Source organism: Paenibacillus sp. N3/727 (assembly GCF_022637315.1).
GTDB lineage: Bacteria > Bacillota > Bacilli > Paenibacillales > Paenibacillaceae > Paenibacillus_AQ > Paenibacillus_AQ uliginis.
This window is the reverse complement of sequence record NZ_CP093336.1, coordinates 6,170,366-6,195,874: the sequence shown is the minus strand read 5'-3', so window position 1 is coordinate 6,195,874 and position 25,509 is coordinate 6,170,366. Positions and strand designations below refer to the sequence as shown.

Here is a 25,509-nt window from a genome sequence, read left to right as displayed (position 1 = left end):
ATTATAACCGCGTTATCTGTAGTTTATGTGGAGAAACATTCGGTATAAATACATAGATAGATAGCGGTCAGCGCCGAACGCAACGGGTTATGAATGCCGTTTCTAATAAATAAAAGAGAAAAATTCCCACCAAAACTCTACCTGATCTCCATTCTAACTCCAGATAATGGCATTACAATGAAGTCGTCAAGAAAAATACATTTACGAAGGAGATTGATTACTATGAAAAAGAAATTGGCTACTACTGCTTTAGGTGCTGTTTTTGCTCTCGCCTCTTATGGGTCTGTATTCGCTGCTGAAGCACCAACAACACAAACTATTGGAAATGGACTACAGGTAATGCAAGGAGAAGTAAGTAAACCTGTTAACTTCAATGACGCTACCAAAGAAAAGGTAAAAGCGATTTTGAACCAATCGCAAGCAGGTACACTCACTAAAGAGCAAGTGAAAACACAACTTCAAGCTCTTGGTATCGATTGGGAGATTGATTTTAGTGGAGCTAAGGGCATCAAAGTAGAAACAAACAAAGTAACTAAGCCAGATAACCTCGATGACGCTACCAAAGAAAAAGTAAAAGCGATTTTGAACCAATCGCAAGCAGGTACACTCACTAAAGAGCAAGTGAAAACACAACTTCAAGCTCTTGGTATCGATTGGGAGATTGATTTTAGTGGAGCTAAGGGCATCAAAGGTGAAACAAACAAAGTAAGTAAGCCAGATAACCTCGATGACGCTACTCTAGAAAAGGTAAAAGCGATTTTGAACCAATCACAAGCAGGTACACTTACTAAAGAGCAAGTGAAAACACAACTTCAAGCTCTTGGTATCGATTGGGAGATTGATTTCAGTGGAGCTAAGGACATCAAAGTAGAAACAAACAAAGTAAGTAAGCCAGATAACCTCGATGATGCTACCAAAGAAAAAGTACAAGCGATTTTTGATCAAGCACAAGATGGTACACTAACGAAAGAGCAAGTAAAAACACAACTTGATGCGGTTCTTGGTACCAAATAGAGACACTTAGGAGATAAGCGAAAAAGGTTAAGAAAGAAGAATAAGAGTTAGGAATAGTAAGCGAAAGACGTGTACGTGCTTGATCACTGATTACGATCAAGCACGTCACGTCTTTCGTCTTTTCATGAAAAAGTAAGCTACAATAACAACGATAATACAAATGTCCAAATACATACAAAGGTTAAGAAACCTATGCTATATTTTAAAACCATTTTTGTTAAAACAGATTCTTTACCTGTTTCGCCAACAGCAGCTGTTGCAATTGCAATGGATTGTGGGGAAATTAGTTTTGCCATAGTGCCTCCTGCAGTATTAGCAGCAACTAATAATGCTGGATCTGTTCCAATGATATTAGCTGCTGTTGCTTGAATTGGCGCAAACAATGTATTATTGTTCACGACAGACCCCGTCATAAATACTCCTATCCAACCTAAGATTGGCGATAGTAATGGAAAGAAATTTCCGGTTGCTGCAATCTCTTCACCTATTGCACTTGTTAATCCACCATAAGTCATTAATTTAGCTATGCCTAGAATTGCACATATCATTACAATAGGAATCCAAAATTCTGTAACTGTTTTTTTAAAGAGCGTAAATCCTTTTGAGAAACCGATAGATTTTGTAGTTATTATTGTGATTAGGACTGCCAATAAGATGGCTGTACCTGTTGCACTTATTAGATCAACTTTTGAGGTTAGCGTAGACCCTGGTATTTTAAAGGTTAATGTAGTGAAATCTAGAGCCCCGCCTTCTGCAAACAGACCCTTAAATGCAGGCAGACTCCATATTAAAACAAATATACTTAATAAGTAAAATGGAGACCAAGCCTTAATAATATTACCTACAGAATGTTTTTCCGTTTGAACCGCTTGATCATGTAGTGAAAAAATATGTTTAGGTTTCCATTTTCTTGAAAATAACGCCAGTATCCCTAGAGCTAATAATGAGGGGATGATATCAGCTAATTCAGGTCCCATCAGTAATGTAACAATAGCTTGAGATGCTGTATAGGTGGTAGATACCACTAAAATGGCTGGCAGAACTTCTTTAATCCCTTTGAACCCATCAATTAACAAAATGAGTAAAAACGGAATTGTAAAATTAATTATAGGTAACGTAAATGCCGTCATCATGGATACATCCATGGAAGTAACATTACCCTCTAAATTTAAGGTGCCTATTATGCCAACAGGAATTCCGATTGCACCAAATGCCCCAGAAGCGCCATTAGAGATTAGGCATAGCATGGCAGCTTGCAGTGGTTTGAATCCTAAGGAAACTAATAGAACGGCGCAAATTGCGATGGGTACACCAAAACCCGCAGCACCTTCAAGAAAGGCATTATTGAAACAAAAACCAATGAGTAAAAGCTGAAGACGCTGATCTTGTGAAATACCGGCAATACTTGCACGTAATATGTCAAATTTTCCGGATTTTACAGAGGTCTTATATAACCAAACTGCCATGATAATAATGTAACCAATTGGCCAGACTCCTTGAATTGCACCTTGTATCACACTGCCAATGGATTCACCAAATGGTAAATCAAATAACAACACCGAAATCAAAAAGGTAACAACCAAGTTTAGTAAGGCTGCATGAATCCCTTTCATTTTAAATACGGTCAAACATAAAAGAAATGAGATAATGGGAATAGCTCCAACAAGTGAGGAGATCAACAGATTATTAAACGGGTTAAAGGTTTCTACTAACATGTTAGACTGCTCCCTTTTGTATATTTTTCACTTTAAAATAAGCCGCTCCCAATTTCTTTTAATGTTTTAACCGATTTTGCGAACTTTTCTTTTTCAATATCACTTAATAAAATCTCAACGATGTCTTTTCTTCCTGAGCGATTTATGATTGTTGGGACACCAATATAGACGTCAGTGTGACCGTACTCACCTTCTAATAGTGATCCAACCGGTAATACTACATCTTCATTTTGTAATATTGCTTTCGTTATTCTCGCTAACCCCATGGCGATCCCATAGTATGTTGCACCTTTAGACTCAATAATTTGATAAGCTGCATCACGAACTTGTATAAATATTTCGTCTTTTCTTTTATCTGTAAAATGATTCTCAATAAATTTTCCTGAAATATTTGCCGAACTCCATACTGGAACTGCTGAATCTCCGTGCTCACCAATGATATAAGCATGAACACTTGTGGGAGCTACATCGAGTTCTTCACCTAATAAATAGCGAAATCTTGCACTATCTAAAATGGTACCTGAACCAATAACTTTTTCTTTAGGTAAGCCAGAAAACCGCCATGTTGCATAAGCTAAAATATCTACAGGATTCGTAGCTACTAAAAATATTCCATTAAAGCCAGAATCCATAATACTTTTTACAATTGATTTAAAAATATTCACATTTTTGTTGACTAAATCAAGTCTTGTTTCCCCAGGTTTTTGTGCTGCTCCAGCACTAATCACAACAATAGCCGCATCTCTACAATCCTCGTACGTACCAAATTTTATTTTTATCGGAGAAGGTGTATAAACAATTCCATGATTTAAATCCATGACATCACCTTTTGCCTTCTCTTCATTTAAATCAACAAGGACTATTTCATCACATAAACTTTGATTCACTAAAGTAAACGCATAGCTTGAACCAACGGCCCCTGTTCCAATTAAAACGACCTTTCTTCCTGATGTAATATTCAAATTTATGACCTCCAGTTAATGTGTTTTCATCATCATTACTTTTTAACACTGAAGTGTATTTTTCCCAAAAGACGATATTCTAGACCGTTTAAAAAAGGTAAATTTTATGGAGGAGTATTGGCAAGCAATAGAGTTCAAATATGAGGAACGAGCGAACTAGCGTACCTTACCGCTATCGAGAAATGATATAGTAGAAATAACTACTCTATTAGATAAGTAAAGGGATGTTGCAATATGACATATAAAATGATTGTGTTGGATTTAGACGATACACTGCTTCGTGATGACGGGACGATCTCTTCTCGTAACAAACAAGCGCTGATGGCTGCTCAAGAAGCTGGGGTTAAGGTGGTTTTAGCATCAGGACGGCCAACCTATGCCATGAAAGCACTGGCAGAAGGGCTGGACCTAGAACGATTTGGAAGCTATATTCTGTCGTTCAACGGAGCGAAGATCATTAACTGGAGGTCGCAAGAAGAGGCGTTCAGCAGTACATTAACGCCTCAGATGGCTCATGCCCTATATGAAATGAGCATAGAAGAAGGTGTATCCGCTCTAACTTATGTAGGCGATGATATTGTGACGGTAGCGGCGAACGAATATACCTTGATCGAATCGCAAATTACAGGGATGAAGGTTGTAGAGGTGTCTAGCTTCGTGGAGGCAGTTCAAGTACCTGTTGTTAAGGTGCTGATGGTGGCAGAGCCAGATAAGTTGGTTCTAGTCGAGAAGAAATTAAAAGTGAGACTGGCAGGGCAACTAAACGTCATGCGCTCTAAGCCTTTCTTTCTGGAATTTACGGAAGATGGCGTGAACAAAGGGACGAGCTTGAATCATCTAATTCAGCAGCTTGGGATCGAGCGATCTGAAGTCATTGCGATGGGCGATGGGTATAACGATGTTGCGATGCTCGAATTTGCAGGCCTTGGGGTAGCCATGGGCAATGCACCGGAGGAAATTAAACAATTGGCCGACTATGTTACGGATACGAACATGAACGATGGCGTGGCCAAGGTAGTAGAAGAGTTCCTATTAAGGGATTTGGTCCAGACAACGTAATCATCATTCAAATATATTATCAAAAAGGGATGAAGCACAATTGTCTAAATCAATCGTAGAGAAGCTGAGCTTACAAAAGTACGAGCAGGTGGCGATATTGAATCAGCCTGAAGGAACAGATTATTTTGCAGAACTGACAGGCTATGATACGATGCTCAAGGAGCATGCATATGATCTCATATTTGCTTTTGTGTTAGATATAGAGTCATTAAAGGAACTTGTTGGCCGTGTAATTGAACAGCAGCATCTTAATAAAAATGGATATCTCTTTGCGGCATATCCTAAAAAGGGAAATAAAGTATACCCCACGTTTATTCATCGCGATGATTTGTTGGCGGGCCTAGGTAGCGATGAGAAAGGGTATATCGGGACAAGCAATATTAAATTTGCGCGCATGGTCGGACTGGATAATGTCTTTACCGTTGTCGGTTTAAAAGAGGACGCTAAGGGCAAGGGCCAGACTTCATCAAAATCAAGTCAATGTGTAGATGATTATATTGCTTTGATTCCAAGTGTCGAGAAGGATTTGGAGGATACTCCAGAGTTGCTTGCCTTATACCAATCGCTTACCCCCGGGTACCGTAAGGATTGGGCCCGTTATGTATATAGCGCTAAACAAGAGGCAACAAAAGCAAAACGCCGCGATGAAATGAAGATGATTCTTCAGGCGGGTTATAAGAGCCGCGAGCTATATCGCAAAGAACATCCATAGCCCATTAGGGGGTGTCCCAGGTCAACGAACCTTTTGGGACACCCCCTACTTGCGTATATAAAGTTTGTATCACAAATTGTTTATGAAAAACGGTTATTCTATGCAGTATAAGCGAGAGCATGCCGATAAATAGAGTAGGTCATAAAATATTTACGGAGGTAATACCATGAATATTTCCTCAGCGACTTCAAATAACAGCACTAATTATACATCGAATAGTCCAATCAGCTCGTTAGGTAATAGTATGGATCGTGAGATCCAGCAGTTAATAAAGATGAAGACTCGACTCCAAGAGCAAATCCAGAAGGCCACAGAAAGTAATATGGACGTGAAGGAGAAGCAGCTTCGGATTAAGGATCTGAAGAGTCAGATGCAAGAGATCGATTCTCAGATTAAGCAGAAGCAAACGGATAAACTTACGCAGAAGAAAAATGAAGAGGCTCCGAAACAAGAAGCTGTCAATGCTGATCCAGAAAAGGGGCAGTCGGCGGGAATGACTAGCCTGGTCTTAGCTGATCTGACTTACACTAAGGCTCAAGCTATGAATTTGACAAAGAAGGGTTTTGAGCGAGAACTACGTGTCTTAAACAAGGAAATGAGTCTGGATGCCGGCAGGGGCTTTGTTTCATCCAGTAAGAGTGATAGGGCCTCTGAGATTGAGAGCCGTGTGAAAGTACTGGATAAGAATTTAGGTGAAACGCTTGGAGATGTACATGACAAGATCACAGAATCGACCGAGGATGTTAAGCGAGAATCAGAAGCGATCCGTGAAAGAGCTAATGAGGAGAAAGGCGAAGACGTAAATCATGCGTCCGACGTTAATCCAAACAACAAGGAAGAGGATTCGGACGACAAGCGTACAGGCTATAAGCATGTGGATATTCGAATTTAGATAGATTGTTGAAAGGGGCTCCCCAAAAAGTCGATTATAAATTGACTTAGGGAGAGCCCCTTTTTGTTAACTCTTATGAATGAAATCTTATTTGCTCTCACCAATCCACTTGATGAGTTCCTTGTCGAAGGATTGAGGTTCTTCAAACATAGGATTGTGACCGCTATACTCAAAGATCACTTTCTTCACGCTCTCATACGTGTCATCAACAGAACCCCAAAGTGAAACAGGCGCTACCAAATAATCATATCTGCCTAAACCAATAAATATGGGTTTATTGAAACCAGCCAGTGATTGTATAAGGTTCAGCTCTCCGAATGCTTCTCCCCACAGATGATCGATAATTGGCATATTCGTATATACATCTTCCCACATGTAAGCTGCATCGAATGTATAGTCATACAAACTTTGGGCTCCCATCCGAATACACATATGAACGAATCGCCGTTCAGGGTCTTTCATGATGTCACTTTCTAACAGAGCAATGTCCTTCTCAAACTGTTTCTTTCTTTCTGGACTTGCCGTCTCATTAAAAAATGCAACACTTTGACGCTGTCTTTCCTCGCTATTTGTAGGTGCTGAATTTAATAAGACAACTTTTTGGACATGGTCAGGATATTTCTTAGCATATTCCAATGCCATAAAAGCATGTCCTGAATGACCTAATATGATGAAATTGGTTAATCCAAGAGCCTGCCTTGCTATCTCTATATCATCTAATATTTTATCTAATATATAATCTTTTGGTTCTAGAGTTCGGGGCGGTCTCACAAATCCTCTATGATCAAGGAAAATAAACTGAAATGTATCATATAAATGTTCCGAAAATAGATGTGGATAATACACGCTGCTACCGATCACCAATATGGGTTTTCCGGTTCCCTTGACACAATAATTCAGTTTAAATCCATCATTGCTTATATTTTGATATTTGTTCATTGTAATAGTCCTCTTTTCTTTTTTTAATGAGAAGAGCTACTCATGAAGCAAAAGCTCTTCTTTACACCACTTCCTTTCCTTCACTGATTCCATTACATTTTCCATGGAACGCTCTAACATTCCTATCACCCCTAAACATGATTGCCTTGAATAGAGGACATTATAGCATATATTTTCCCAGTACCCCTTAAAAGCTGAAATCATCTGACAAATAACTTAAAATACTATCATATGATAGTATTTGTGTATCGATAAAGGGAGCCGCGTTTTTAGAACGGGGAAACCTTTTAGGAGGTTTAAAATATGGCGAAGGGCGCTTTGCACCAGTTTCCTGATGAGTTGAATCGATGAAAGTAATTATTAAGAAAGAAGGACATAACGATGAAAAACACCAGATCAGCGACAAAGGAAGCAAAGCTTAATGCCATTCTAGATGCGGCCACGGAGATTTTAGTCGAGAAGCCTACAGCATCCTTGAATGACATTGCCGCCTACGCCGGCATCGGTATTGCCACCCTGCATCGGTACATTGAGAGTAGAGAGCAGCTGATGTTGCAGCTAGGGTTAAGAGCTGTGCAGGTCGTAGGAGAGACGATCAGCCAAATTCCGCTCAACGAGGAACAAATCGAAAACTTTATTCCAGAATTGGTCGAGGCGCTGATCCCACTAGGAGACAAAGTTTATTTTCTAGCTAATGAAGCCTCGCTGAATTACAGCTCGGAGATGGTTGCAGCCGAGGAGAAGCTGAAAGAACCGTTACGGCACGCGATCCAATTGTTGCAGCATAAAGGTTATTTCCGCCAGGATATGAGCAGCGAATGGATTCTGAATGTGATGTATTGGCTGTTCTTTGTCACCTGGCAGCAGGTTCAAGAAGGCACTATTGCCAAAAAATCAGCTGCATCGCTAGTATTAGAGACACTGTTTCACGGTTTCAAAGCAGGCAGCAAGTTCCCGGTTATACGAGTCTGATTCTTTCCGGACATGAACCTCGTGGCTGATGTGTGCGGGATGGCAGTAAAATGGCACCAGATGTGGAGTCTACTTTACAACAAGCGTATCAAACTGCATATGGAGTAGGGCTTCAGAAAGCACAAGATTGGCTGGATCAGCTTCAAGCTGAAGGGCGTTACGCTAAAGATGTGTGGGCGAGCACATAAAAAAGAAGGGGCCATTCTCATGCATCTATTTTCAAGCAAACGCGACACTGACTATATTTTTGTTGATTGATAAATAATAATTAGAAGAGGTATTTCATGAATATGATTAACGTCGATTTAGTTGTAAGATTAATAAATGAACAATTTCCCGAATGGTCTGGTTTAGAGGTTAGACCTGTACAATTTAGTGGGCATGACAATAGAACTTTTCATTTAGGTGAGCATATGAGTGTCAGGTTACCAAGTGCAGAATCCTATGTCCCTCAAGTGGAAAAAGAACAAATATGGCTACCCATACTACGCCAAAAACTTTCTTTACCCATTTCTACACCATTAGCTAAAGGTAATCCGAATGAAGAATACCCATGGCCTTGGTCGATCAATAAGTGGCTAGAGGGAGAGACATTGTCTCAAAACAATATGAATGATCTCAATCAATTGGCGAGGGACTTGGGGACGTTTTTAATTGAATTACAATCGATTGATGCGAGTGGAGGTCCGTTGGCTGGGGCGCACAATTTCCACAGAGGCGGAAATATAGTTGTATATGATGAGGAGTCTAGATATGCAATTGAGAATAATAAAGATACTTTTAATGAACACGTATTGAAAGAAATTTGGGAACTGGCATTAGATTCTAAATGGGAGTCAGATCCTGTCTGGGTTCATGGTGATATAGCGCCAGGAAATATATTGGTTAAGGATGGAAAACTTTCTGCGGTCATTGATTTCGGAATATTGGGTGTAGGAGATCCTGCTTGCGATGCTGCAATGGCATGGACATTCTTTGATAATGATAGTCGAAAGATATTCAAGCATGTATTAAATATGGATGAAGGAACTTGGAATAGAGCAAGGGGATGGGCGCTTTGGAAGGCTTTGATCACATACAATGGTAACAAAAATTCTAACACAGCAATCGCAGAAGAATCCTATCATGTTATTAATATAATAGTAGATGATTACAGCATTTCCTGAATGGGAAAGCCCACTTCTTTAGGTGTGGGATGAAAGTGAGGTCGGATACGGAGTGCTACTAGCCGAAAGGTTTGTGGTGCTTTAAGTATCCGAAAAGTCTATGCCCTTTCTCTGTTGCAGTATATCTGTTCAATTGATACTATATAGACATGAACGAATACAGAAGAACCAACACAACCGTATCTCTACTGAATTATCATTTTGTGTTCTGCCCACGATACAGAAGAAAGATTTTTCTCAAAGCAGAGGTAGAGCAACGCTTCAAAGAATTAGTACATGAAGTGTGTGCGGAACTAAAAATTGAGATTGTCGCCCTTGAGTGCGATAAAGACCACACTCACATGTTCCTCAGTGCACTACCAATATTAAGTCCTGCCGATATTATGGCGAAAGTGAAAGGGCATACCTCTAGAAAGCTACGTGAAGAGTTTCCACACCTCATGCATTTGCCGAGTTTGTGGACACGTTCATATTTTGTTTCTACTGCTGGAAATGTATCAAGCGAGATGATTAAGCGTTATGTTGAAGAACAAAAGACAAGGGGGTGACGTATATGGCACAGACCATAACAGTTAAGGTAAAGCTACTTCCCACAACAGAACAAATCCAACGATTGAAACAAAGTAGTAACGAGTACATTGGGGTCGTGAATATGCTCATAGCTGAGATGGTTGAAGAAAAGAAAAGTACGAAAAAGACGACGAGAGACGTTCCTGCTAATCTACCAAGTGCGGTAAAAAATCAAGCGATTAAAGATGCGAAAAGTGTATTTTCCACCAAAGTAAAGAAAAGTAAATACACAATTGTTCCGATTCTAAAGAAACCAGTTTGTGTATGGAACAACCAAAACTATTCTTTTGATTTCACGCACATTTCTATTCCACTTATGGTAGAAGGAAAATCCAATCGTGTTAAAATTCGTGCATTGTTTATCAACAAAGATAATCGGAATTTTGATTTATTAAAGCATAAACTTGGCACGCTCCGTATCACACAAAACTCAGGTAAGTGGGTAGCGCAAATATCTGTCACGATGCCGACAACTGAAAAAACGGGTATACGAGTTTTAGGCGTTGATTTAGGACTGAAAGTCCCTGCGGTAGCTATCACAGAAGATGATAAAGTTCGTTTTTTTGGTAACGGACGAGAAAACAAATATAGGAAACGGAAGTTTCGTAGTGTTCGTAAAATACTTGGGAAACAGAAGAAAGTGAATGCTATTCGCAATTTAGACGATAAAGAACAACGATGGATGAAAGACAAAGACCACAAGATCAGTCGTGAAATCGTTAATTTTGCAGTTGAGAATAAGATTTCTGTCATTCGCTTAGAGCAACTAACGAATATAAGGCAGACGACAAGAACAAGTCGTAAAAACGAAAAGAATCTACATACATGGTCTTTCTATCGTCTATCGACCTTCATAGAATACAAAGCAAACTTGGTGGGGATCAAAGTAGAGTACGTTAATCCTGCAAATACGAGTCAATCATGTCCAAAATGTCCGGAAAGAAACAAGGCACAAGATAGAAGATACAAGTGCCCATGTGGATTCGAGAATCATCGTGATATCGTTGGGGCGATGAATATTCGCTACGCAACTGTGGTTGGCGGTAACAGTCAATCAGCCTAAGATGCTATACGCACTGTCTTAGGAGGGGCGATGACACGCCCTAAACTTGAGAGTTGTCCAAAACAGAAATGGATTGAGGGCGTTAACTACTCAAGAATTCCAACTGCGTCAGCAGGCTTGCCCCCTTAGGGGTGGGAGTGTCAACAATCAGAGAAAATACAATAAGATTTCAATCTTCGAATGAAGTTTTAGTCCAAAGAGCCAGTTACGAATCAAAATTTTATGATGATAACAGCGGCTTCCTTTTTAAACAAACGGGGCAGCACCTCCAAGCTTTTAGCTTAGAAGGGCTGTCCTATGTTTTGATAAGTATCAGGTGTTAAATACCCAAATGTGCCCTCAGAGTCGAACCTGCATATTCGCTTCTGAACAAGCCTCTTTCAACCAACTGCGGCATCAGTTTTTCAAAAAATATTTTCATAGATTCTTCTGAACCGCCCGGAAGAGCTATAAATCCGTCAATAGCCCCAGCCTCAAACCGCTCAATAATATCGTTCAATACGTCCTCAACCGTTCCAACGGAAACCCAGTGAGCAGATCCGACGACCTCGGGCCTTGCCAACACCTCTTCTACTGTAGGCTGGTGGTTTGTAATATACCGGCGCAACAGCTCAGCATGTGTCCGGCTACGGACTGGCTGATTCGGATCGGGAAGCATATCGGCAGTTACGCGATGATCCAAAGCAAAGCTGCTTAAATCAAGGCCCAGCACTGACTTGAGCGATGCATGTCTGCGCTCCACACTCAAATGCGCATGTGCAGACTTATGTAATTTATGCGCTTCCTCGCGAGTTTCAGCCAAGAAAAAATATAATCCAGGTAAAACTTTGATGGCGTTCGGATGGCGTCCATGTTCCTTGGCTCTTCTTCTCAGATCATTTCGCAATTCCACTCCGGATTCAAGGTCTGGCATCGCCGCAAAAATAGCATCCGCTATTGAAGAGGCAAAATTTCGTCCTGTATCTGACGCGCCTGCTTGAAATAAAGGAATGGATCCCGATGTATGGGCAGGCAAAGTAAGCGGTCCCTGGACACTGAAAAAATCACCTGAATGATTAATTGAGGAAACCTTATCCTTATCAGAAAAAATGCCTGACTCGCGGTCAATCACAATGACTTCATTCGGAAAACTTTCCCAGAGCTTGCGTACGACATCAGTAAATTCCATTGCTTTCGCATATCTTTCTTGCGGTGAAGGCATAGGCGAATCACCGAAATTTTCTGCGCCTTCAATCGAAGTTACGATATTCCAGCCAGCGCGCCCGTTGCTGAGCCAGTGCAACGACTGAAGCTGCCTTGCGACAACATACGGCGGATTGAACGTGGTGGAAACCGTTGTAACCAATCCAATCCGCTCGGTTTCACGAGCAATTGCCGCAAAAATCATTGTAGGGTCGGGACTGCCAAAATTAGCGGAATCGCCCAGCATCTGCGGGCTAACATAAAGATAATCGGCCCTGAAAAGAAAATCGAGCTTTGCCTTCTCCGCCATCTTTGCCAAATCAATGTAATAGTCAATTGACCCCATCTTTTCCACACCGCTGTCTGGGCGCCGCCAACCGACTCCTTTCATCCAAGTTGCAGATAAGGATAATCCAATACATAATTGTCTATTTGTAGTCAACTCTACCAACCCTCCTCTATAGAAAAATAATTTTGCGCCTAGGAAGTATTCCGATCAGTGCATGCTCAAGAAGGCGAAGCTCCAACCGATTTAACATCCAGCACAGACGCCTCTCCATGGCAACAAGCGCCCCGGTGATCATAATGCGACCCCCGAAAACGTTAATAATGATTCTCATTATCAATATAGAGTGTAGCAAGGACTATAAAAAATGCAAATACACAAATCGCGAATGCTATATGTAGGATTATCTAATCCAGGCTTGCTGTGTGATTATTTATGGTGTTCTAAGTTATGTGCGTATGCAGAGGGAGACACACCGAATTTGTTTTTAAATACTCTACTGAAATATAGCGGATTGGCATAACCGACACTGACAGCAATATCGCGGATGGGAAATTGACCTGCTTTAAGTAATTCACTCGCTCTTTCCATACGATAATGAATGACATAGTCGATGGGACGGAAACCCGTATATTTGTGAAAGAAGTATGAGAAGCGTTTGGGACTCATGGCATGCAAGTTAGCTAACTCATCGAGTGTCAACGGATTCATGTAATGCCCGTTAATGTATGCAATAGCCTCTTCTATCACTCTTTTACTTGGAAAACTGCCGCTTTCCCTATACCTGCAACCCACCAGAACTTGATACACGATGCTTAAGAATAATTCCTTGACACGAAGTTTCCCAATCCCCCCAAGTGTATGGGCATTCTGATGGAGCAGGATCAGTAATTCTATCACTCTCGGATTTGTTCCCGGTTCAAGCTTAAAATGAGAGTCGCATTCATGACCTCTATTTTCATCACCTATCTTGTCCAATCGATAAAAAAGTGAATAGTACTCGAACTCTGATTGTCCTATAACTTGGGAGTCCAGTTGCATGCCTGGAGCCGCATGAAATACTGATCCTGGAAGTAATTCGTAAGCAGTTCCGTTCACACACATTCTAGCTTCTCCACGAATGATAAAAAGAAATCCATGCTTTACGGTCCTAAAGTCACGCAACATACTTTTCGGCTGGATGACTAAACGGTAGACACCTTCTATATCACAGGAACGACTAGCAAATATCTCGGCTAATTTATTCAAATCTATCATGTACTGCACCTGCTCCCTGTACGATAAACGAGAATTGGTACGAAGTGGTTGAGGAAGTGAATGGAGATGATTTAATGAGGTGACTTAATTATAAAATGGTCTAATCCCAAGGAGGGCACTCTACGTCAGTACCCTCCTTGTGATTAGATATTTCCGCATCAGGTATCCGTGTCCACCTACTTATCTAACTCTAAAGGCAAGAAGGCATAATTCCCATCCTTCAAGATTTCACATGTACGTACGGGAATAGGATGTTTAAAGATAGGTCCATCAATTACGGTCGTATGGAACTCTCCGCCTTCTCCACAAGGGTCAATACCACGGGCTTCAAGCTCTTTTACATATTCATGAGTCAAAGTCCGCCCTAAATCGTCTTCCCGCATGCCTAGTGACAGATTTACAGTTACAAGAACCGTTACAAACCCCAGATTGATAAACTCATCCACAGCTTCTCGGTGATCCATCTCCCATAGAGGCATCCCAAGCTTTAATCCCGCATTTTTCGTAACTTTGTCATGCCAACATCCATGGGCAGGCATATCCAAGTCTCCCGTTACTAACACTTCGGCTCCCTGATCTTTAGCTTTTTCTAAAAGGCTCATATAGATGGTTTCATAATCATCCCAGCTCGCAGCAGCAGTATATACAGGTAACCCTATGGATTCAGCTTGGGCTTGTATTAATTCCGGCGGCATTCCGTGGGATCTGGAACGTTGTCCTCCCTCCTCTAACATGACGATGAGACCAACGGCTTCTCCAACCTTCATTGCTTTATATAGAGCTAGGGTACTATCCTTTCCACCACTAAAAGAAGCTATAAATTTATGCCCGCGAGCACCATTTTTCCAATCTACTATTTCTGTCATGCATTTCTTACCCCTTTGCTGTTTTTTTTGCACAATGTTTGTTAATGAACAGGTTTCTATTTTAATGACATGACGTCGTTCTTTAGGTACGTAACTATTATGAACGAATTGCATGCCTCTGCCAAATGGTTGTTCCAAAATGTATCTTTACATGGTGTAGGAAGGGGGGATGCAGAAAAGGCGACAGCTGCGAGCCGTCGCCTTTAGAGAAACTTTCATTTATTTAACGTAATAATGAAGAGGGTATGTGCGGTACTGAGCTGGAGCCATTTTCTCGGTTGTGTGGAAGCCAGCCGGAGCCTGAAGCAACTCAGGGATACGGTTGACCACCGTTGCGCATGTAAGCTCTACCGTTGCCGGGCAAGCGATGTTGACCTCTGTTTTTGGTTCGCCTTTAATGACCCAATCGTTGTGGTCCACTTCGTCCTCGGCATACACTTTGCCGATACACTCTGTCACGATGACCGGTCCTTGATGGGTGACGGTTGTAACGACTGCGGACATGCCAGTGGCATCGCCAGCAGGGATTGTTTTGCCAAGTGTAGTGGAATGAAGATCTTGATCATGCGTCATCGGAATCAATTTTTGATCCATCGATTTAATGGTCCATCCGAACTGTGAGCACAACCATTCATTGGCGTTTCTCATAAAGGACGGAAGATCATTGTTACTGGCAATCTTCTCTTCGAATTCCTTAATCGTTAAGCCTGCTCCGTGAACCTCTGCAAGCGCGATGCCGTACTCTTCGACATTGTAGCTGGACATGCCTTCAATTCTAGTAATCTGATGCGTTGCGCCCGCCAATACTGTAATCAAATTACCCCAGAACACATCCTGATATCCCGAACCGGTTAAGGTGCAATTGTTGTCTTTAGCAAGCCGGTCCAGACGGTTGGTCAGCGCAGGGGAGGTTGTCCAAGGATAGAACGCTTCTTCACACGTACTAATTGCGTTCACGCCGTGACGAGCCGCCAATTCAAAAGCGTCATACATATCTGTCATTAAGCTTGTCGTGGAAATGATGCACACTTGTGCGTCGCATTCTTTAAATACTTGCTCAGCGTCGGAGCGGATAGGAACATTCAATTTCACGCCCAAACCTGCTACCTCACCTGCATCTTTACCAACGACGTTCGGATTCATATCGATCGCGCCTACGATTTCTGCACCTTTTTCATACAGATATCTGAGGAAAACCTGACCCATTTTACCGCAGCCGTATTGAATGACTCTAATTCTTTCTTTCATATGGACAACCTCCTACATTGTTATTATTTTCACAAACTATAATGTTAATGATGCTGGGAGCTCCTTATGTCCTTATCATAAACTCTATAGTAACTATAGAGTCAACTTCTTTTGATCGGAACTTGCAATTTCATAAACATATTCCGCTCGTCATGATGAAATACCGGTAATTCCACCACCACTTCACAAATGTAATCCCCAATCACCTCGTAACCGTGCTCATGTACATAATCGAATAATTTGCCCGCATACTCTTGCTCATGAAAGAAACTATCGCAATATATGCACAAATAGTCGTGTTCCGGGATGATCTCCACGCCTGCCTGCATTTCAAAATCGGGATCTACGAACAAAAACACTTCCGTCGATACAAAATGGCCCCGTTCAATCGCTTCTTGCCGGATAATAGAGCCGACATTGCAAAAGTACGCCATTGGCAAATGGTTGACGATCGCCTGAGCACGCAGCTCCCGCAGTATATATTCGTACGTTTCAAGCGTATTCTCATAAATGTTGACTTTACTGTCGTAGCAATAAATTTTGCGCTCCGGAATCCGCTGCAGAACGATATGTCCGTTCCCCGGAGCGCTCATATACGTGTCATAATTTTTAATGCTGACTTGGACCGCCTTTTTCATCTGATCCAGTTCCTTCATTTTGTGCTCAATGAGAACCGCTTGCTGCCGCAGCATCTCGGGGATAGATTCAACATTTTCGCTGTCGAACCAAGCTTTAATATTGTCCAACGACATGCCCAAATATTTCATATAGTTGATCATATCCAGTCTGGCGCATTGCTTGATTCCGTAGTAACGGTAACCCGTGTTTTCATCAACATGCTCAGGCTCTAACAGCCCCAGCTTGGCATAATAGCGTAGCGTTTGCACAGAGGTATGATTCAATTCGGCCATGCGGCCGATCGATAGTTTATCCATAACGATAGATCCCTTCTCAATCATGCTTAGTCATATCTAATGTTTGTTGGAGCTTATAGGATGGTTTCCAAGAAAATCAATGACAAGCTCGTTAATCTGTTGTTTCTGTTCAACACTTAAGAGATGCCCTGCCTTCGGGATGGTTGCTATTGTGACATCTGGAATGATGCTCGCCTTCGCTTGAACTGTCTTGATGGAATGGCGGTAAATGACTTCGTCTTCCCCGACCGTGAATAAGGTAGGGACTGGGAGCTGTGACAGTTCTTCTTCAGTAAATACGGTAGGAAGCAGCCCGAGCCGAGGGACGCAGCTCTGGTAGCTCGCTGCAAGCAGTGATCTATAGGACTCGGGAAGTAGCCCCAGGTTATTATGCTTAGACATGCACCACTTGAATGCGCGATCAATAAGCCACGGTTTTGGGAACATCACAGGAGGAAACATCTTTAAATAGAACATCCTTGAAAGCGGCGCAAAGGAGCCCGCAGGTGCCAGCAGCCCAAGCGAATGTACATGCGATGGATGCGCTACCGTAAAATTCAAAGACAAAAAACCGCCCATGGAATGCCCCAATAAATGAAACGCGCCCAATTGCAGTTCACGGACTAGCTCCAACAGCCATTGCGCTGCTGCTTCTTTGCTTGAAAGCGGCTTTAGGAGTGTACTTCTGCCAAAGTCTCCAGGGACATCAATGCAATGAACATAATAATTTTTGGACCATTCAGCAATGTTTGCACTCCACATGAGCGAGGTTGCGGTCATTCCGTGAATGAGCAGCAGAGGTGGATTCGCCTTATTACCGCATTTGATCATATGGGTACTTCCGAAGTCAGTTGTAACCAAGCAGGATTCGTAAGAAACAGGCCACTCACTCAGCGCTTGGTCATAAGCGGCTGTAAAGTGCGCTCTCGCACTAACGCTTCTAAATATAGATAAATCCTTCGTATCCATCAACTCACTCCTTTAAAGATGATGTATCGATGAAAATTCTCAAGATCTGATCTACCTGCGGAAAGTCTTCCAACAACGGATAGGTTAATTGGGTAAACACAACACCGTTCAGCAATGAAGAGTACATAAGAGCTTGCTCCGATGGATCTACCTTGATGAACTCACCTTGCTCCTGGCCTTGCTGGAACAGATGCTTAAGCAATTTCAGGCTCTTGGCTGAATATTCTTTTGAAATCGCTGATGCCTCTTCCGGGACTGTCTTGGACGTATTGGTTTGCAGCGCGATCAGAAAGAAATAACCGCTCTCCCGAGTGTGAGCAAAAATCCCTTCCGTCATTGCCTTTAGACGTTCATAAGGGCTTCCGTTGCTGTGCACAGCTTGATGAATTGTTTCATAGGAGGTAATAAATGCAGTCTTTGCTAACTCAACATAAATATCTTCTTTGGAAGAAAAATAATGATAAATCAAACCGTGGCTTAGTTGAGCTTCACCCACAATATCGCTTACTTTCGTACCCGCATAGCCCCGTTCTCCAAACACCTTCGCCCCGGCTGCCAGTAGTTGCTGTTTACGTATATCACGAATTTGCTGATTCTGTTCATCCACTCTTGGAGACATGGTGTAACTCCTCCTTGACGAAAATGTTATTTATAAGGTAATCGTAATCACCTTTGATTAATTAGTCAATCAAAAAATGAAGGTCCAACTCTTCATTGCGATGTCTTCGGAAGCGTAGTAATGTTGAGGATATGGAACACATTGCAACATGTATGATTTAAACGAAATGACTGAATTGGAGGCTGTTATTCCCATGATGAATGTATCTTATATTCCTGATTTTGTCGGTAAGCTTACCGTAATGAATGAGCCGCAACATTGGAGCGTGAAAGATAGATCCTTGCTCGTCCATACACAATCCGAAACGGATTTTTGGCTGAAGACCCATTACGGATTCGAAGTGATGAACGGACATGTCTTTTACGAGTCGATTGAGACGGACTTCACGGCAGAAGTATCACTAAGTATGCAGCCCGTATCAACCTATGACCAGGCGGGACTGTTCGTCATGGTGTCGGAAACATGTTGGTTGAAGACATCACTTGAATATATACCGGACGGTCCATCACACTTGGGGGCCGTCGTCACCAATCATGGATATTCGGATTGGTCCACCCGAAATTACGAGAACGCGAATGTCACGAAACCTTTGGCATTCCGAGTCGAGCGTAAGCTCGGCGATTATACGATCTCGGCTAAGACGCAGGGTAACCCAGATGAGTGGGAGCAGATCCGGATCGCTCATTTGCACGAAGACCGGCATCCAAATCCGGCTAAAGTAGGCATCTATTGCTGCAGCCCGACTCCAAATGGCGGTTTCGAGACTCGCTTCCATTCTTTTTCTATAGAGAAAAGGTAACTAGTTCCGACACAAGCTGAGAGGACTTCTGCCCCCGAACATGCATATGGTTGGGGGCTTCCTAGTCAGCGATACAGTAATAGAGATCTAACGACTAACGGGATTTGAACCTATGCTATTGCAAAGTATGGAAAAATATTATACAATGCGTTTAAATAATTAAACATATCGACGGAGTGAACTATGAACACACCAAACTGTACTGAGAAGACGATACAGCTGCTTGGGCAATTGCAGCCTTACTTTAACGGAATGGGTGATCCGGTACGCCAGCAAATTATAGGCTTGCTGATAGACAAGGAGAGCTTAAATGTGACGCAGATCGCGGAGCATATTCCGATGTCGCGTCCGACGGTATCCCATCATCTCAAAGTACTGAGGCAGGCAGGACTGCTTCAGGCGCAGAAGAAAGGCACAGAATTGTATTACAGGCTTGATTTCCAAGACGCTATTGAGCTCTTGAAGCAGCTTGTCTTGTTCGTGGAAGAGGAATGCCTAACATAGTCAGATGCATGTATAACAGGGACAGCGAATGTCCCCCTTTTTTCACCCTTGTATGTCGAAATGATTAAACATATAAACATATTGACAAGGAGGATTTATTTATGAATAGTAAGCAAGGCTTGAAAAATATAGTTCTGATCGTTGGGGGTTACGGTGTGGTGGGCAGCCAAGCAGCTCAAATCCTGCACGATCGGCATCCCGATCTGGAGATTTGGCTTGGAGGGAGAAATCAAAATCATCCTTTGCCCTTTGAGTCTAATAGAGTTCGAATCGTGAGCGTGAATAATACCGCTGCTGATCCATTGGCAGAACTGGATCATAACCCTACATTGATCATCAATTCGGTCAATGATCCCGATGATCGGCTCCTCTTATCTGCTATGAAAAGAAAGATTCCGTTGGTTGATATTACGCGTTGGACGGAGCGTTTTCAGCAGTCTATTCAACGATTGCAAGCATTGGAGCTTCAGTCTCCTGTTGTATTGGCGTCAGGTTGGATGGGTGGAACAGCGTCTTTGCTTGCAACGGTATTCTCCAATTCTCTTAGGGAGGTTACGGTAAATATTCATGCGCTCTACTCGCTTAAGGATAAGGCAGGCCCCGATTCTACAGCGTACATGGACCGTCTGTCCATTCCGTTTGAGATCATCAATAATCAGGCTAAACAAATTGTCTACCCGATGACAGATCCAGTCAGAGTTCGATTCGCGAACGAGTATGAAACGAAATGCTATCGACTGGATACACCTGATCATATGACGCTGCCAAGCTCCACGCATGTGACTTCAGCCAGCTTCCGTATCGCCTTCGATAGCAAGGTATCAACCTATGGGCTCGTCTCGCTCGTAAAAACAGGCATTTGGAAAAGGATCAGCGAAGATAGGTTTCGCGGCTTGAGGAAGGGCATCCTTTATAATCCCGGCAGCGGGAGTGCACATCACTTGGTCATCCAAATTAAAGGCTATAATGAATCGGGGATACTCGAAGAACGGAGCATAAGTATAACCGATCCATCGGGGCAGACTCATTTAACGGCGTTAGGGGCGGTTATCCAGGCAGAGAATCTGTTGCGTGCCCAAGCGGACCGTGGATGGAATTCAGGGGTCTATTTTCCAGAGAACGCACTTACCACCGGGATGAGTGAAGCTGACGTATTGGACTTTTATAGAGAGCACGGGGTGGAGATTGTAAATAGGAGCGCAGGAGTCCACGAACGATACGCGTAAGCGATAACCATATATCAGCCTTTTTTAAATTGAATACAATATTAAAAAATCGCCAACATCCTCGGATATTGGCGATTTTATCTTGTTTACTCTTAATTACCGGCGAAAATTTCAGCCAAAGTACGGCCGCTATCAATGACAATGCTGGAGTCCCCGAAACCCTTTTCAGCATTCATTATTTATATGTAATAATTACAATATAAAACCATTGCCATATGAGAGTTGTTGCCCTATAATCCAAAGTAATTGATAATAATTCTCATCGAGGTGTTTGAAGTGAAACTAGCGGATATAAACATCAATGCACCGGTTACGATTGTGGAGTTGGGCTGCAGCAATCAGCTGGTCTGTAGAAGGCTTAATGATCTGGGGATCGTCGAGGGGTGTCAGGTTTGCATTAAACAGAGGCTGCCATTTGGAGGTCCTATTACGCTAGAGGCTGATGGGCAGTGGATTGCCATTCGCCGCAAGGAAGCTCTTCAGATTGTTGTGGAAGCCGTATGAGCGAGATTGTTCTGGCAGGCAACCCGAATACCGGAAAAAGCTCGCTGTTTAACATTTTGACCGGCTCCTATGAATATGTGGGCAACTGGGCCGGAGTTACAGTCGAGAAGAAGGTTGGACAACTGAAGGCAGGAAAAGGTCAGCTTATCGATCTGCCGGGTCTCTATTCTCTTAATCCTTTATCACATGACGAGGAGGTCGCCTCCCGTTTCTTGCTAAACGAATCGTTTGATTCCATTCTAAACGTGGTGGATGCCTCTCAAATTGAGCGAAACCTAAACCTGACATTGCAGCTACTGGAATACGGCAAGCCCGTTGTCATCGCTTTGAACATGGTGGATGTGGCGAAGCAGCAGGGGTTTGAGATAGACATTGAACGATTATCCGAGCTGCTGAAGACACCCGTCGTTCCAGTAGTTGCCCGAAGCGGGAAGGGCTGTGATGTACTGCTTCACATGCTTACGGGAGAGTCGTCTAGAAATGCTTGTGAAAAACCGTACATGCTTTCCTATGGAGAGCTACTAGAAAAGGCGTGTGCTGAGCTGACTGCCAGGATGCCGGATCATATCGTCTCCCCGCGCTGGATGGCTGTACAGTTTCTGGAGGGGAACTCGGTTGTACGCGCCGCGCTGGAGAAGGTAATCGACTCCCAATGGCTGGATCAGTTCTATCAGTCCACGGAGCAGTCCGTTATGGAAGCGTACGGTGGAAAGAAGCTGTCCCAGTACATCCGCAATAAGCGAAGCGATCATATAAAAGAGATTCTCGCACAGTGTCTGACGCGGACAGAAAGACGCAGTAATCTGTCGGAGCGGATTGATCGGGTCGTTACGAACAAGTATTTAGGCATCCCGATTTTTCTGGTGTTTATGTACCTGACGTTCAAGCTGACGTTCGAATGGATAGGCAGCCCGCTATCCGACCTAGTCGACGGATTCATTAACGGTCCACTGAGGAATGGAACGGAGTGGCTGCTGAATGGTGTTGGAGCTACATCTTTTATTAAAGCGATCATATTTGATGGGATTTTTGCCGGTGTCGGTGGAGTCCTCGTATTTGTGCCTCAAATCTTTATCTTGTTCTTGATTATTTCCTTTATCGAGGATTCCGGTTATATGGCACGGATTGCTTCGGTCATGGACCGGCTGATGGAAGCGGTCGGCTTGAATGGCAAAGCATTCATTCCTTTGATCATCGGTTTTGGCTGTAACGTACCGGGTATTATGGCGGCCCGGACCATTGAACAGCCGAAGGAAAGACTGCTGACGATTATTCTGTCACCGCTTATGTCTTGCTCGGCCAGATTGTCGGTGTATAGCCTCTTTGTCGGTATCTTTTTCAAGTCCAATCAGGCGTTGATTGTCCTGTCCCTGTATGTGATGGGTATTGTAATAGCGCTGCTGCTCGCGAAGCTGTTCTCTTCAACTATTTTGAAGCAGCAGGAGTCCATGTTTGTCGTGGAGCTGCCGCCTTACCGGATTCCACAGTGGAAGACGCTGTCTCGCAGCACCTGGGAGAAGGGAAAAGGCTTTGTACGGAAAGCGGGAACATTCATTTTCGGTGGATCGGTAATCATCTGGCTGCTAAGTTATGCGGGTCCGGGCGGGTTCGATGTACCGATGAACGAAAGCTTTTTGGCGAAGATCGGCGGAGCGATAGGCTATTTGCTGACACCGCTTGGCTTTGGTACCTGGCAAGCCGGCGCAGCACTGATCACGGGGTTTTTGGCGAAGGAAGTGGTTGTGTCGACGATGAACATCATTTATTCCGCTCCGGATACAGCAACTCTGCAGGGGCTGCTGGCCGGACATTTCACGGCGCTTCAGGCCTATTCCTTTATGGCGTTTATCCTGCTGTACGTACCTTGTCTCGCTACGGTTGGGGTCATTCGGAAGGAAACGATGTCTGCGCGCTGGACCTGGTTTTCCATCCTTTATTCGCTGGTGATTGCCTACGGCATTTCTCTGGTGATTGTTACGGTCGGAAGGGCTCTGGGCTTTCATTAAAAGCTTGTAGAGAAAGGAAGTGACAACCATGCTGGCAAGCATCTTGATCGGTGTGCTGATCTTCGGTTATGCCGGATGGACACTGCTCTCTTATGTGAAAAAGACGAAGAAAGGAAAATGCGCCGGCTGCTCCATGGCCAAAACATGTGCATCAGCATGCGATGACGTGTCCGGTCCGTCTACGACGCATATCCCGGCAGACCCGGACTTATATAGCAGAAGGTAGATAGTAAGTAAATCATTCGTTAAACTGCAATGAGCGCCAGAAATAATCTATTTTAAATAAGTAGGTTATTTCTGGTGTTTTTTGTCTTTGCTTTTTTCAGCACACAAACGTTCTATTGATGAAGATGATTGCGAAAATACCAAGAAAAATATAGAATTCATTGAGAATGATAATCAATTAGGGAAAACGGGGGAATCTTGCCTTTGAAGGAGGATAAGATGTTACGACAGAACAGAGTGTATAGCTTAAAAAAGGGCAGTCATATATGTACCGATGTCAAGGAGGAAGCGGAGTACGAAACAGAACTGACAGTTCTTTTTATTATTTTATCTGGAGCGGCTGAGATTCAGAGTGGAGACCAAATGTTTAACCTTGAGAGCAGCTCGGTGTTGGTCATGAACCCTCAGGAAAAGGTGAAGATCCGAAATATAGGAGGAACAGAACTTATTTATAATGTGTTCTTTTTTTTAATATATGAGCTGATTGGAGTGTCAGAAAAAGAACTGCGCTATCAACATGTATCGGATTTATTTCCGCACAGTGGTTTGTTCTACAGTCAGGTTTCAGCAGAGGTGAAAAATATAGCTGCTCAGCTAATCAAAACAGCTGCGGAAGAAGCTGAAAATTCAAAAGCTATCTATTTGCTAAATGATTTGATTGCAAAAATTGAGGATGAATACCTTTCATTGGGGCGGCGTACATTTGGCTCGTCGTTTCATTCCATCCTGCAATATATTTCTTTACATTCTCATCAAGCCTTGTCTAGGGACGCAGTAGCCAAATACTTTGGTTATCACCCAAATTATTTTTCTGAACGGTTTAAAAAGGAAACAGGTTGGAGCTTTTCTGATTATTTGTCCCAAATTCGTATGGATAAGGCTAAGTTTTTTTTGCTTGAACATACGCTGACGATTGGGGAGGTTGCGCGTAAAGTAGGTTATCAGGATGGCCTTTATTTGAGCAGGAAATTCCGTAAGCAGAATGGAATGTCGCCAAGTGAATTCAGGAAAGGAAGAGAATTTGAGCGAATCTTTACCTTTCAGTTTACAGGTGCATTGCTGGCGACAGGAATAAAGCCGACCGCAGTTCTCTCATCATATTCGAATGTCCCTGAGCTGTTAAGAGAGGAAGTAAGCTCATCGATCCAACTAGCTCCGGATAGACTGCCTACGATTGAGCAATGGCGTGATCTCAAGCCGGATTTAATTATTGCCCCTACTTATTTATATCCGAATCAAAAGATCATCGAGGAGATGGAGTCCATAGCACCCGTCATGATGCTGGATTGGGATACACATGACCGGTTGGAAGAAGTAAAGATTATCGGACGGATCGTAGGAAGAGAAGCGCAAAGTAATGAGTGGATTCAGGCATTTGAGGAGAAAGCGGAAAGTGCCCGGAAAATGCTGAAAGGAGCATTACAAGAGGAAGAGACGGTCGGGCTATATGAGTTAAGGGATAATGGGAAGGTAGGAATATGGAGATCGACAGCAAGAGGAGCTTACAATCTGTATACCATGTTGAAGCTGACTCCTGCCAAGCGGATTCAAAAGGAAGTGCTCGGGCCCAATAAGCATCTTATCATTTCTGAAGATGAAATTTCTACGTATGCAGCGGACCATATGTTTGTTGTCATCCATACCGCCATGCAAGCGTCAAGAATTGTTGAAACTGAACATTGGCGTCAGCTGCCCGCAGCAAAAAACGGGCAAATCTATCTCTTACGCCTTGAAGATTTTTGGGCCAGTGAAGGTGTAGCTTTAGAGAAACAACTGGATATTCAAGTGAAATGTATCTTGAATAGATCCTAGATCTGACATTTGTCCATATTGAATTAGT

The 25,509-nt window shown here is 42.9% G+C and carries 26 protein-coding genes; 16 read left to right on the top strand and 10 right to left on the bottom strand.

All coding sequences use genetic code 11. From position 1 onward, the window contains the following. The first annotated feature begins 222 nt into the window (after positions 1-222). Entirely contained in the window at positions 223-1,014 is a 792-nt protein-coding gene (locus MNQ98_RS28890; protein ID WP_241931257.1) for a hypothetical protein, read from the top strand. A 137-nt stretch (positions 1,015-1,151) separates the two neighbouring features. Here MNQ98_RS28890 and MNQ98_RS28885 read toward each other — a convergent pair whose 3' ends face one another. Together MNQ98_RS28885 and MNQ98_RS28880 are read right to left on the bottom strand one after the other, a co-directional pair. Beyond that, entirely contained in the window at positions 1,152-2,729 is a 1,578-nt protein-coding gene (locus MNQ98_RS28885) for an L-lactate permease (protein WP_241931256.1), read from the bottom strand. Positions 2,730-2,761: 32 nt separating this feature from the next. Then, on the bottom strand, positions 2,762-3,691 hold the full coding sequence (locus tag MNQ98_RS28880; RefSeq protein ID WP_241931255.1) for an L-lactate dehydrogenase: 930 nt from the start codon (positions 3,689-3,691) through the stop codon (positions 2,762-2,764). Positions 3,692-3,925: 234 nt separating this feature from the next. Here MNQ98_RS28880 and MNQ98_RS28875 point away from each other — a divergent pair, with 234 nt between their 5' ends. The 3 genes from MNQ98_RS28875 to MNQ98_RS28865 all read left to right on the top strand — a co-directional run bounded on the left by MNQ98_RS28875 (position 3,926) and on the right by MNQ98_RS28865 (position 6,354). Then, positions 3,926-4,750 carry a Cof-type HAD-IIB family hydrolase gene (locus MNQ98_RS28875; RefSeq protein WP_241931254.1) on the top strand — a complete coding sequence of 275 codons (825 nt, stop codon included), beginning with the start codon at positions 3,926-3,928 and terminating at the stop codon, positions 4,748-4,750. 40 nt (positions 4,751-4,790) lie between these two features. After that, complete coding sequence (locus tag MNQ98_RS28870; RefSeq protein ID WP_241931253.1) at positions 4,791-5,462, top strand: YdeI/OmpD-associated family protein; 672 nt, start codon at positions 4,791-4,793, stop codon at positions 5,460-5,462. A 166-nt stretch (positions 5,463-5,628) separates the two neighbouring features. Continuing rightward, on the top strand, positions 5,629-6,354 hold the full coding sequence (locus tag MNQ98_RS28865) for a FlxA-like family protein (protein ID WP_241931252.1): 726 nt from the start codon (positions 5,629-5,631) through the stop codon (positions 6,352-6,354). 87 nt (positions 6,355-6,441) lie between these two features. Here MNQ98_RS28865 and MNQ98_RS28860 read toward each other — a convergent pair whose 3' ends face one another. Beyond that, positions 6,442-7,293: an alpha/beta fold hydrolase gene (locus MNQ98_RS28860; protein ID WP_241931251.1), complete on the bottom strand. Its 852-nt coding sequence runs from the start codon at positions 7,291-7,293 to the stop codon at positions 6,442-6,444. 381 nt (positions 7,294-7,674) lie between these two features. On the opposite strand from MNQ98_RS28860, the gene MNQ98_RS28855 reads away from it, so the two are divergent. The 5 genes from MNQ98_RS28855 (at position 7,675) to MNQ98_RS28835 (ending at position 11,064) form a co-directional block, all read left to right on the top strand. Further along, on the top strand, positions 7,675-8,265 hold the full coding sequence (locus MNQ98_RS28855; protein ID WP_241931250.1) for a TetR/AcrR family transcriptional regulator: 591 nt from the start codon (positions 7,675-7,677) through the stop codon (positions 8,263-8,265). A gap of 50 nt (positions 8,266-8,315) precedes the next feature. After that, the gene (locus MNQ98_RS28850) at positions 8,316-8,453 is read left to right on the top strand and encodes a hypothetical protein (RefSeq protein WP_241931249.1); all 138 of its coding nucleotides are present in this window, start codon (positions 8,316-8,318) and stop codon (positions 8,451-8,453) included. Between the two features lie 96 nt (positions 8,454-8,549). Further along, complete coding sequence (locus MNQ98_RS28845; protein WP_241931248.1) at positions 8,550-9,431, top strand: aminoglycoside phosphotransferase family protein; 882 nt, start codon at positions 8,550-8,552, stop codon at positions 9,429-9,431. Positions 9,432-9,580: 149 nt separating this feature from the next. Next, the gene (gene tnpA, locus MNQ98_RS28840) at positions 9,581-9,979 is read left to right on the top strand and encodes an IS200/IS605 family transposase (RefSeq protein ID WP_241931247.1); all 399 of its coding nucleotides are present in this window, start codon (positions 9,581-9,583) and stop codon (positions 9,977-9,979) included. Positions 9,980-9,984: 5 nt separating this feature from the next. Then, on the top strand, positions 9,985-11,064 hold the full coding sequence (locus MNQ98_RS28835) for a transposase (protein WP_241931246.1): 1,080 nt from the start codon (positions 9,985-9,987) through the stop codon (positions 11,062-11,064). A gap of 319 nt (positions 11,065-11,383) precedes the next feature. On the opposite strand, the gene MNQ98_RS28830 is transcribed toward MNQ98_RS28835, so the two are convergent. From MNQ98_RS28830 to MNQ98_RS28800, 7 genes are all read right to left on the bottom strand, one after another. Next, positions 11,384-12,688, bottom strand: a complete 1,305-nt coding sequence (locus tag MNQ98_RS28830; RefSeq protein ID WP_241931245.1) for an NtaA/DmoA family FMN-dependent monooxygenase — start codon at positions 12,686-12,688, stop codon at positions 11,384-11,386. Positions 12,689-12,961: 273 nt separating this feature from the next. Further along, positions 12,962-13,789 carry an AraC family transcriptional regulator gene (locus tag MNQ98_RS28825; RefSeq protein WP_241931244.1) on the bottom strand — a complete coding sequence of 276 codons (828 nt, stop codon included), beginning with the start codon at positions 13,787-13,789 and terminating at the stop codon, positions 12,962-12,964. A 176-nt stretch (positions 13,790-13,965) separates the two neighbouring features. Then, complete coding sequence (locus tag MNQ98_RS28820; protein ID WP_241931243.1) at positions 13,966-14,655, bottom strand: Dph6-related ATP pyrophosphatase; 690 nt, start codon at positions 14,653-14,655, stop codon at positions 13,966-13,968. 219 nt (positions 14,656-14,874) lie between these two features. Beyond that, positions 14,875-15,903, bottom strand: a complete 1,029-nt coding sequence (locus MNQ98_RS28815) for an NAD(P)H-dependent amine dehydrogenase family protein (RefSeq protein ID WP_241931242.1) — start codon at positions 15,901-15,903, stop codon at positions 14,875-14,877. 101 nt (positions 15,904-16,004) lie between these two features. Continuing rightward, positions 16,005-16,838 carry a MerR family transcriptional regulator gene (locus MNQ98_RS28810; RefSeq protein WP_241931241.1) on the bottom strand — a complete coding sequence of 278 codons (834 nt, stop codon included), beginning with the start codon at positions 16,836-16,838 and terminating at the stop codon, positions 16,005-16,007. Between the two features lie 36 nt (positions 16,839-16,874). Then, on the bottom strand, positions 16,875-17,786 hold the full coding sequence (locus tag MNQ98_RS28805; protein WP_241931240.1) for an alpha/beta fold hydrolase: 912 nt from the start codon (positions 17,784-17,786) through the stop codon (positions 16,875-16,877). 4 nt (positions 17,787-17,790) lie between these two features. Further along, positions 17,791-18,405 carry a TetR/AcrR family transcriptional regulator gene (locus tag MNQ98_RS28800; protein WP_241931239.1) on the bottom strand — a complete coding sequence of 205 codons (615 nt, stop codon included), beginning with the start codon at positions 18,403-18,405 and terminating at the stop codon, positions 17,791-17,793. A gap of 196 nt (positions 18,406-18,601) precedes the next feature. On the opposite strand from MNQ98_RS28800, the gene MNQ98_RS28795 reads away from it, so the two are divergent. The 7 genes from MNQ98_RS28795 (at position 18,602) to MNQ98_RS28765 (ending at position 25,481) form a co-directional block, all read left to right on the top strand. Continuing rightward, positions 18,602-19,204 carry a DUF1349 domain-containing protein gene (locus MNQ98_RS28795; RefSeq protein ID WP_241934073.1) on the top strand — a complete coding sequence of 201 codons (603 nt, stop codon included), beginning with the start codon at positions 18,602-18,604 and terminating at the stop codon, positions 19,202-19,204. Positions 19,205-19,387: 183 nt separating this feature from the next. Continuing rightward, the gene (locus MNQ98_RS28790; protein ID WP_241931238.1) at positions 19,388-19,708 is read left to right on the top strand and encodes an ArsR/SmtB family transcription factor; all 321 of its coding nucleotides are present in this window, start codon (positions 19,388-19,390) and stop codon (positions 19,706-19,708) included. A gap of 101 nt (positions 19,709-19,809) precedes the next feature. After that, the gene (locus tag MNQ98_RS28785) at positions 19,810-20,934 is read left to right on the top strand and encodes a saccharopine dehydrogenase family protein (RefSeq protein ID WP_241931237.1); all 1,125 of its coding nucleotides are present in this window, start codon (positions 19,810-19,812) and stop codon (positions 20,932-20,934) included. A 276-nt stretch (positions 20,935-21,210) separates the two neighbouring features. Further along, positions 21,211-21,438 (top strand): FeoA family protein, encoded by a 228-nt coding sequence (locus tag MNQ98_RS28780; protein WP_208920011.1) that lies wholly within the window; start codon positions 21,211-21,213, stop codon positions 21,436-21,438. Next, positions 21,435-23,444, top strand: a complete 2,010-nt coding sequence (gene feoB, locus MNQ98_RS28775) for a ferrous iron transport protein B (RefSeq protein ID WP_241931236.1) — start codon at positions 21,435-21,437, stop codon at positions 23,442-23,444. Before MNQ98_RS28780 ends, feoB begins: the two co-directional genes overlap by 4 nt. A 28-nt stretch (positions 23,445-23,472) precedes the next feature. Continuing rightward, positions 23,473-23,670 carry a FeoB-associated Cys-rich membrane protein gene (locus MNQ98_RS28770; RefSeq protein ID WP_241931235.1) on the top strand — a complete coding sequence of 66 codons (198 nt, stop codon included), beginning with the start codon at positions 23,473-23,475 and terminating at the stop codon, positions 23,668-23,670. Between the two features lie 218 nt (positions 23,671-23,888). Continuing rightward, on the top strand, positions 23,889-25,481 hold the full coding sequence (locus MNQ98_RS28765) for an ABC transporter substrate-binding protein (RefSeq protein ID WP_241931234.1): 1,593 nt from the start codon (positions 23,889-23,891) through the stop codon (positions 25,479-25,481). Positions 25,482-25,509 lie beyond the last annotated feature (28 nt).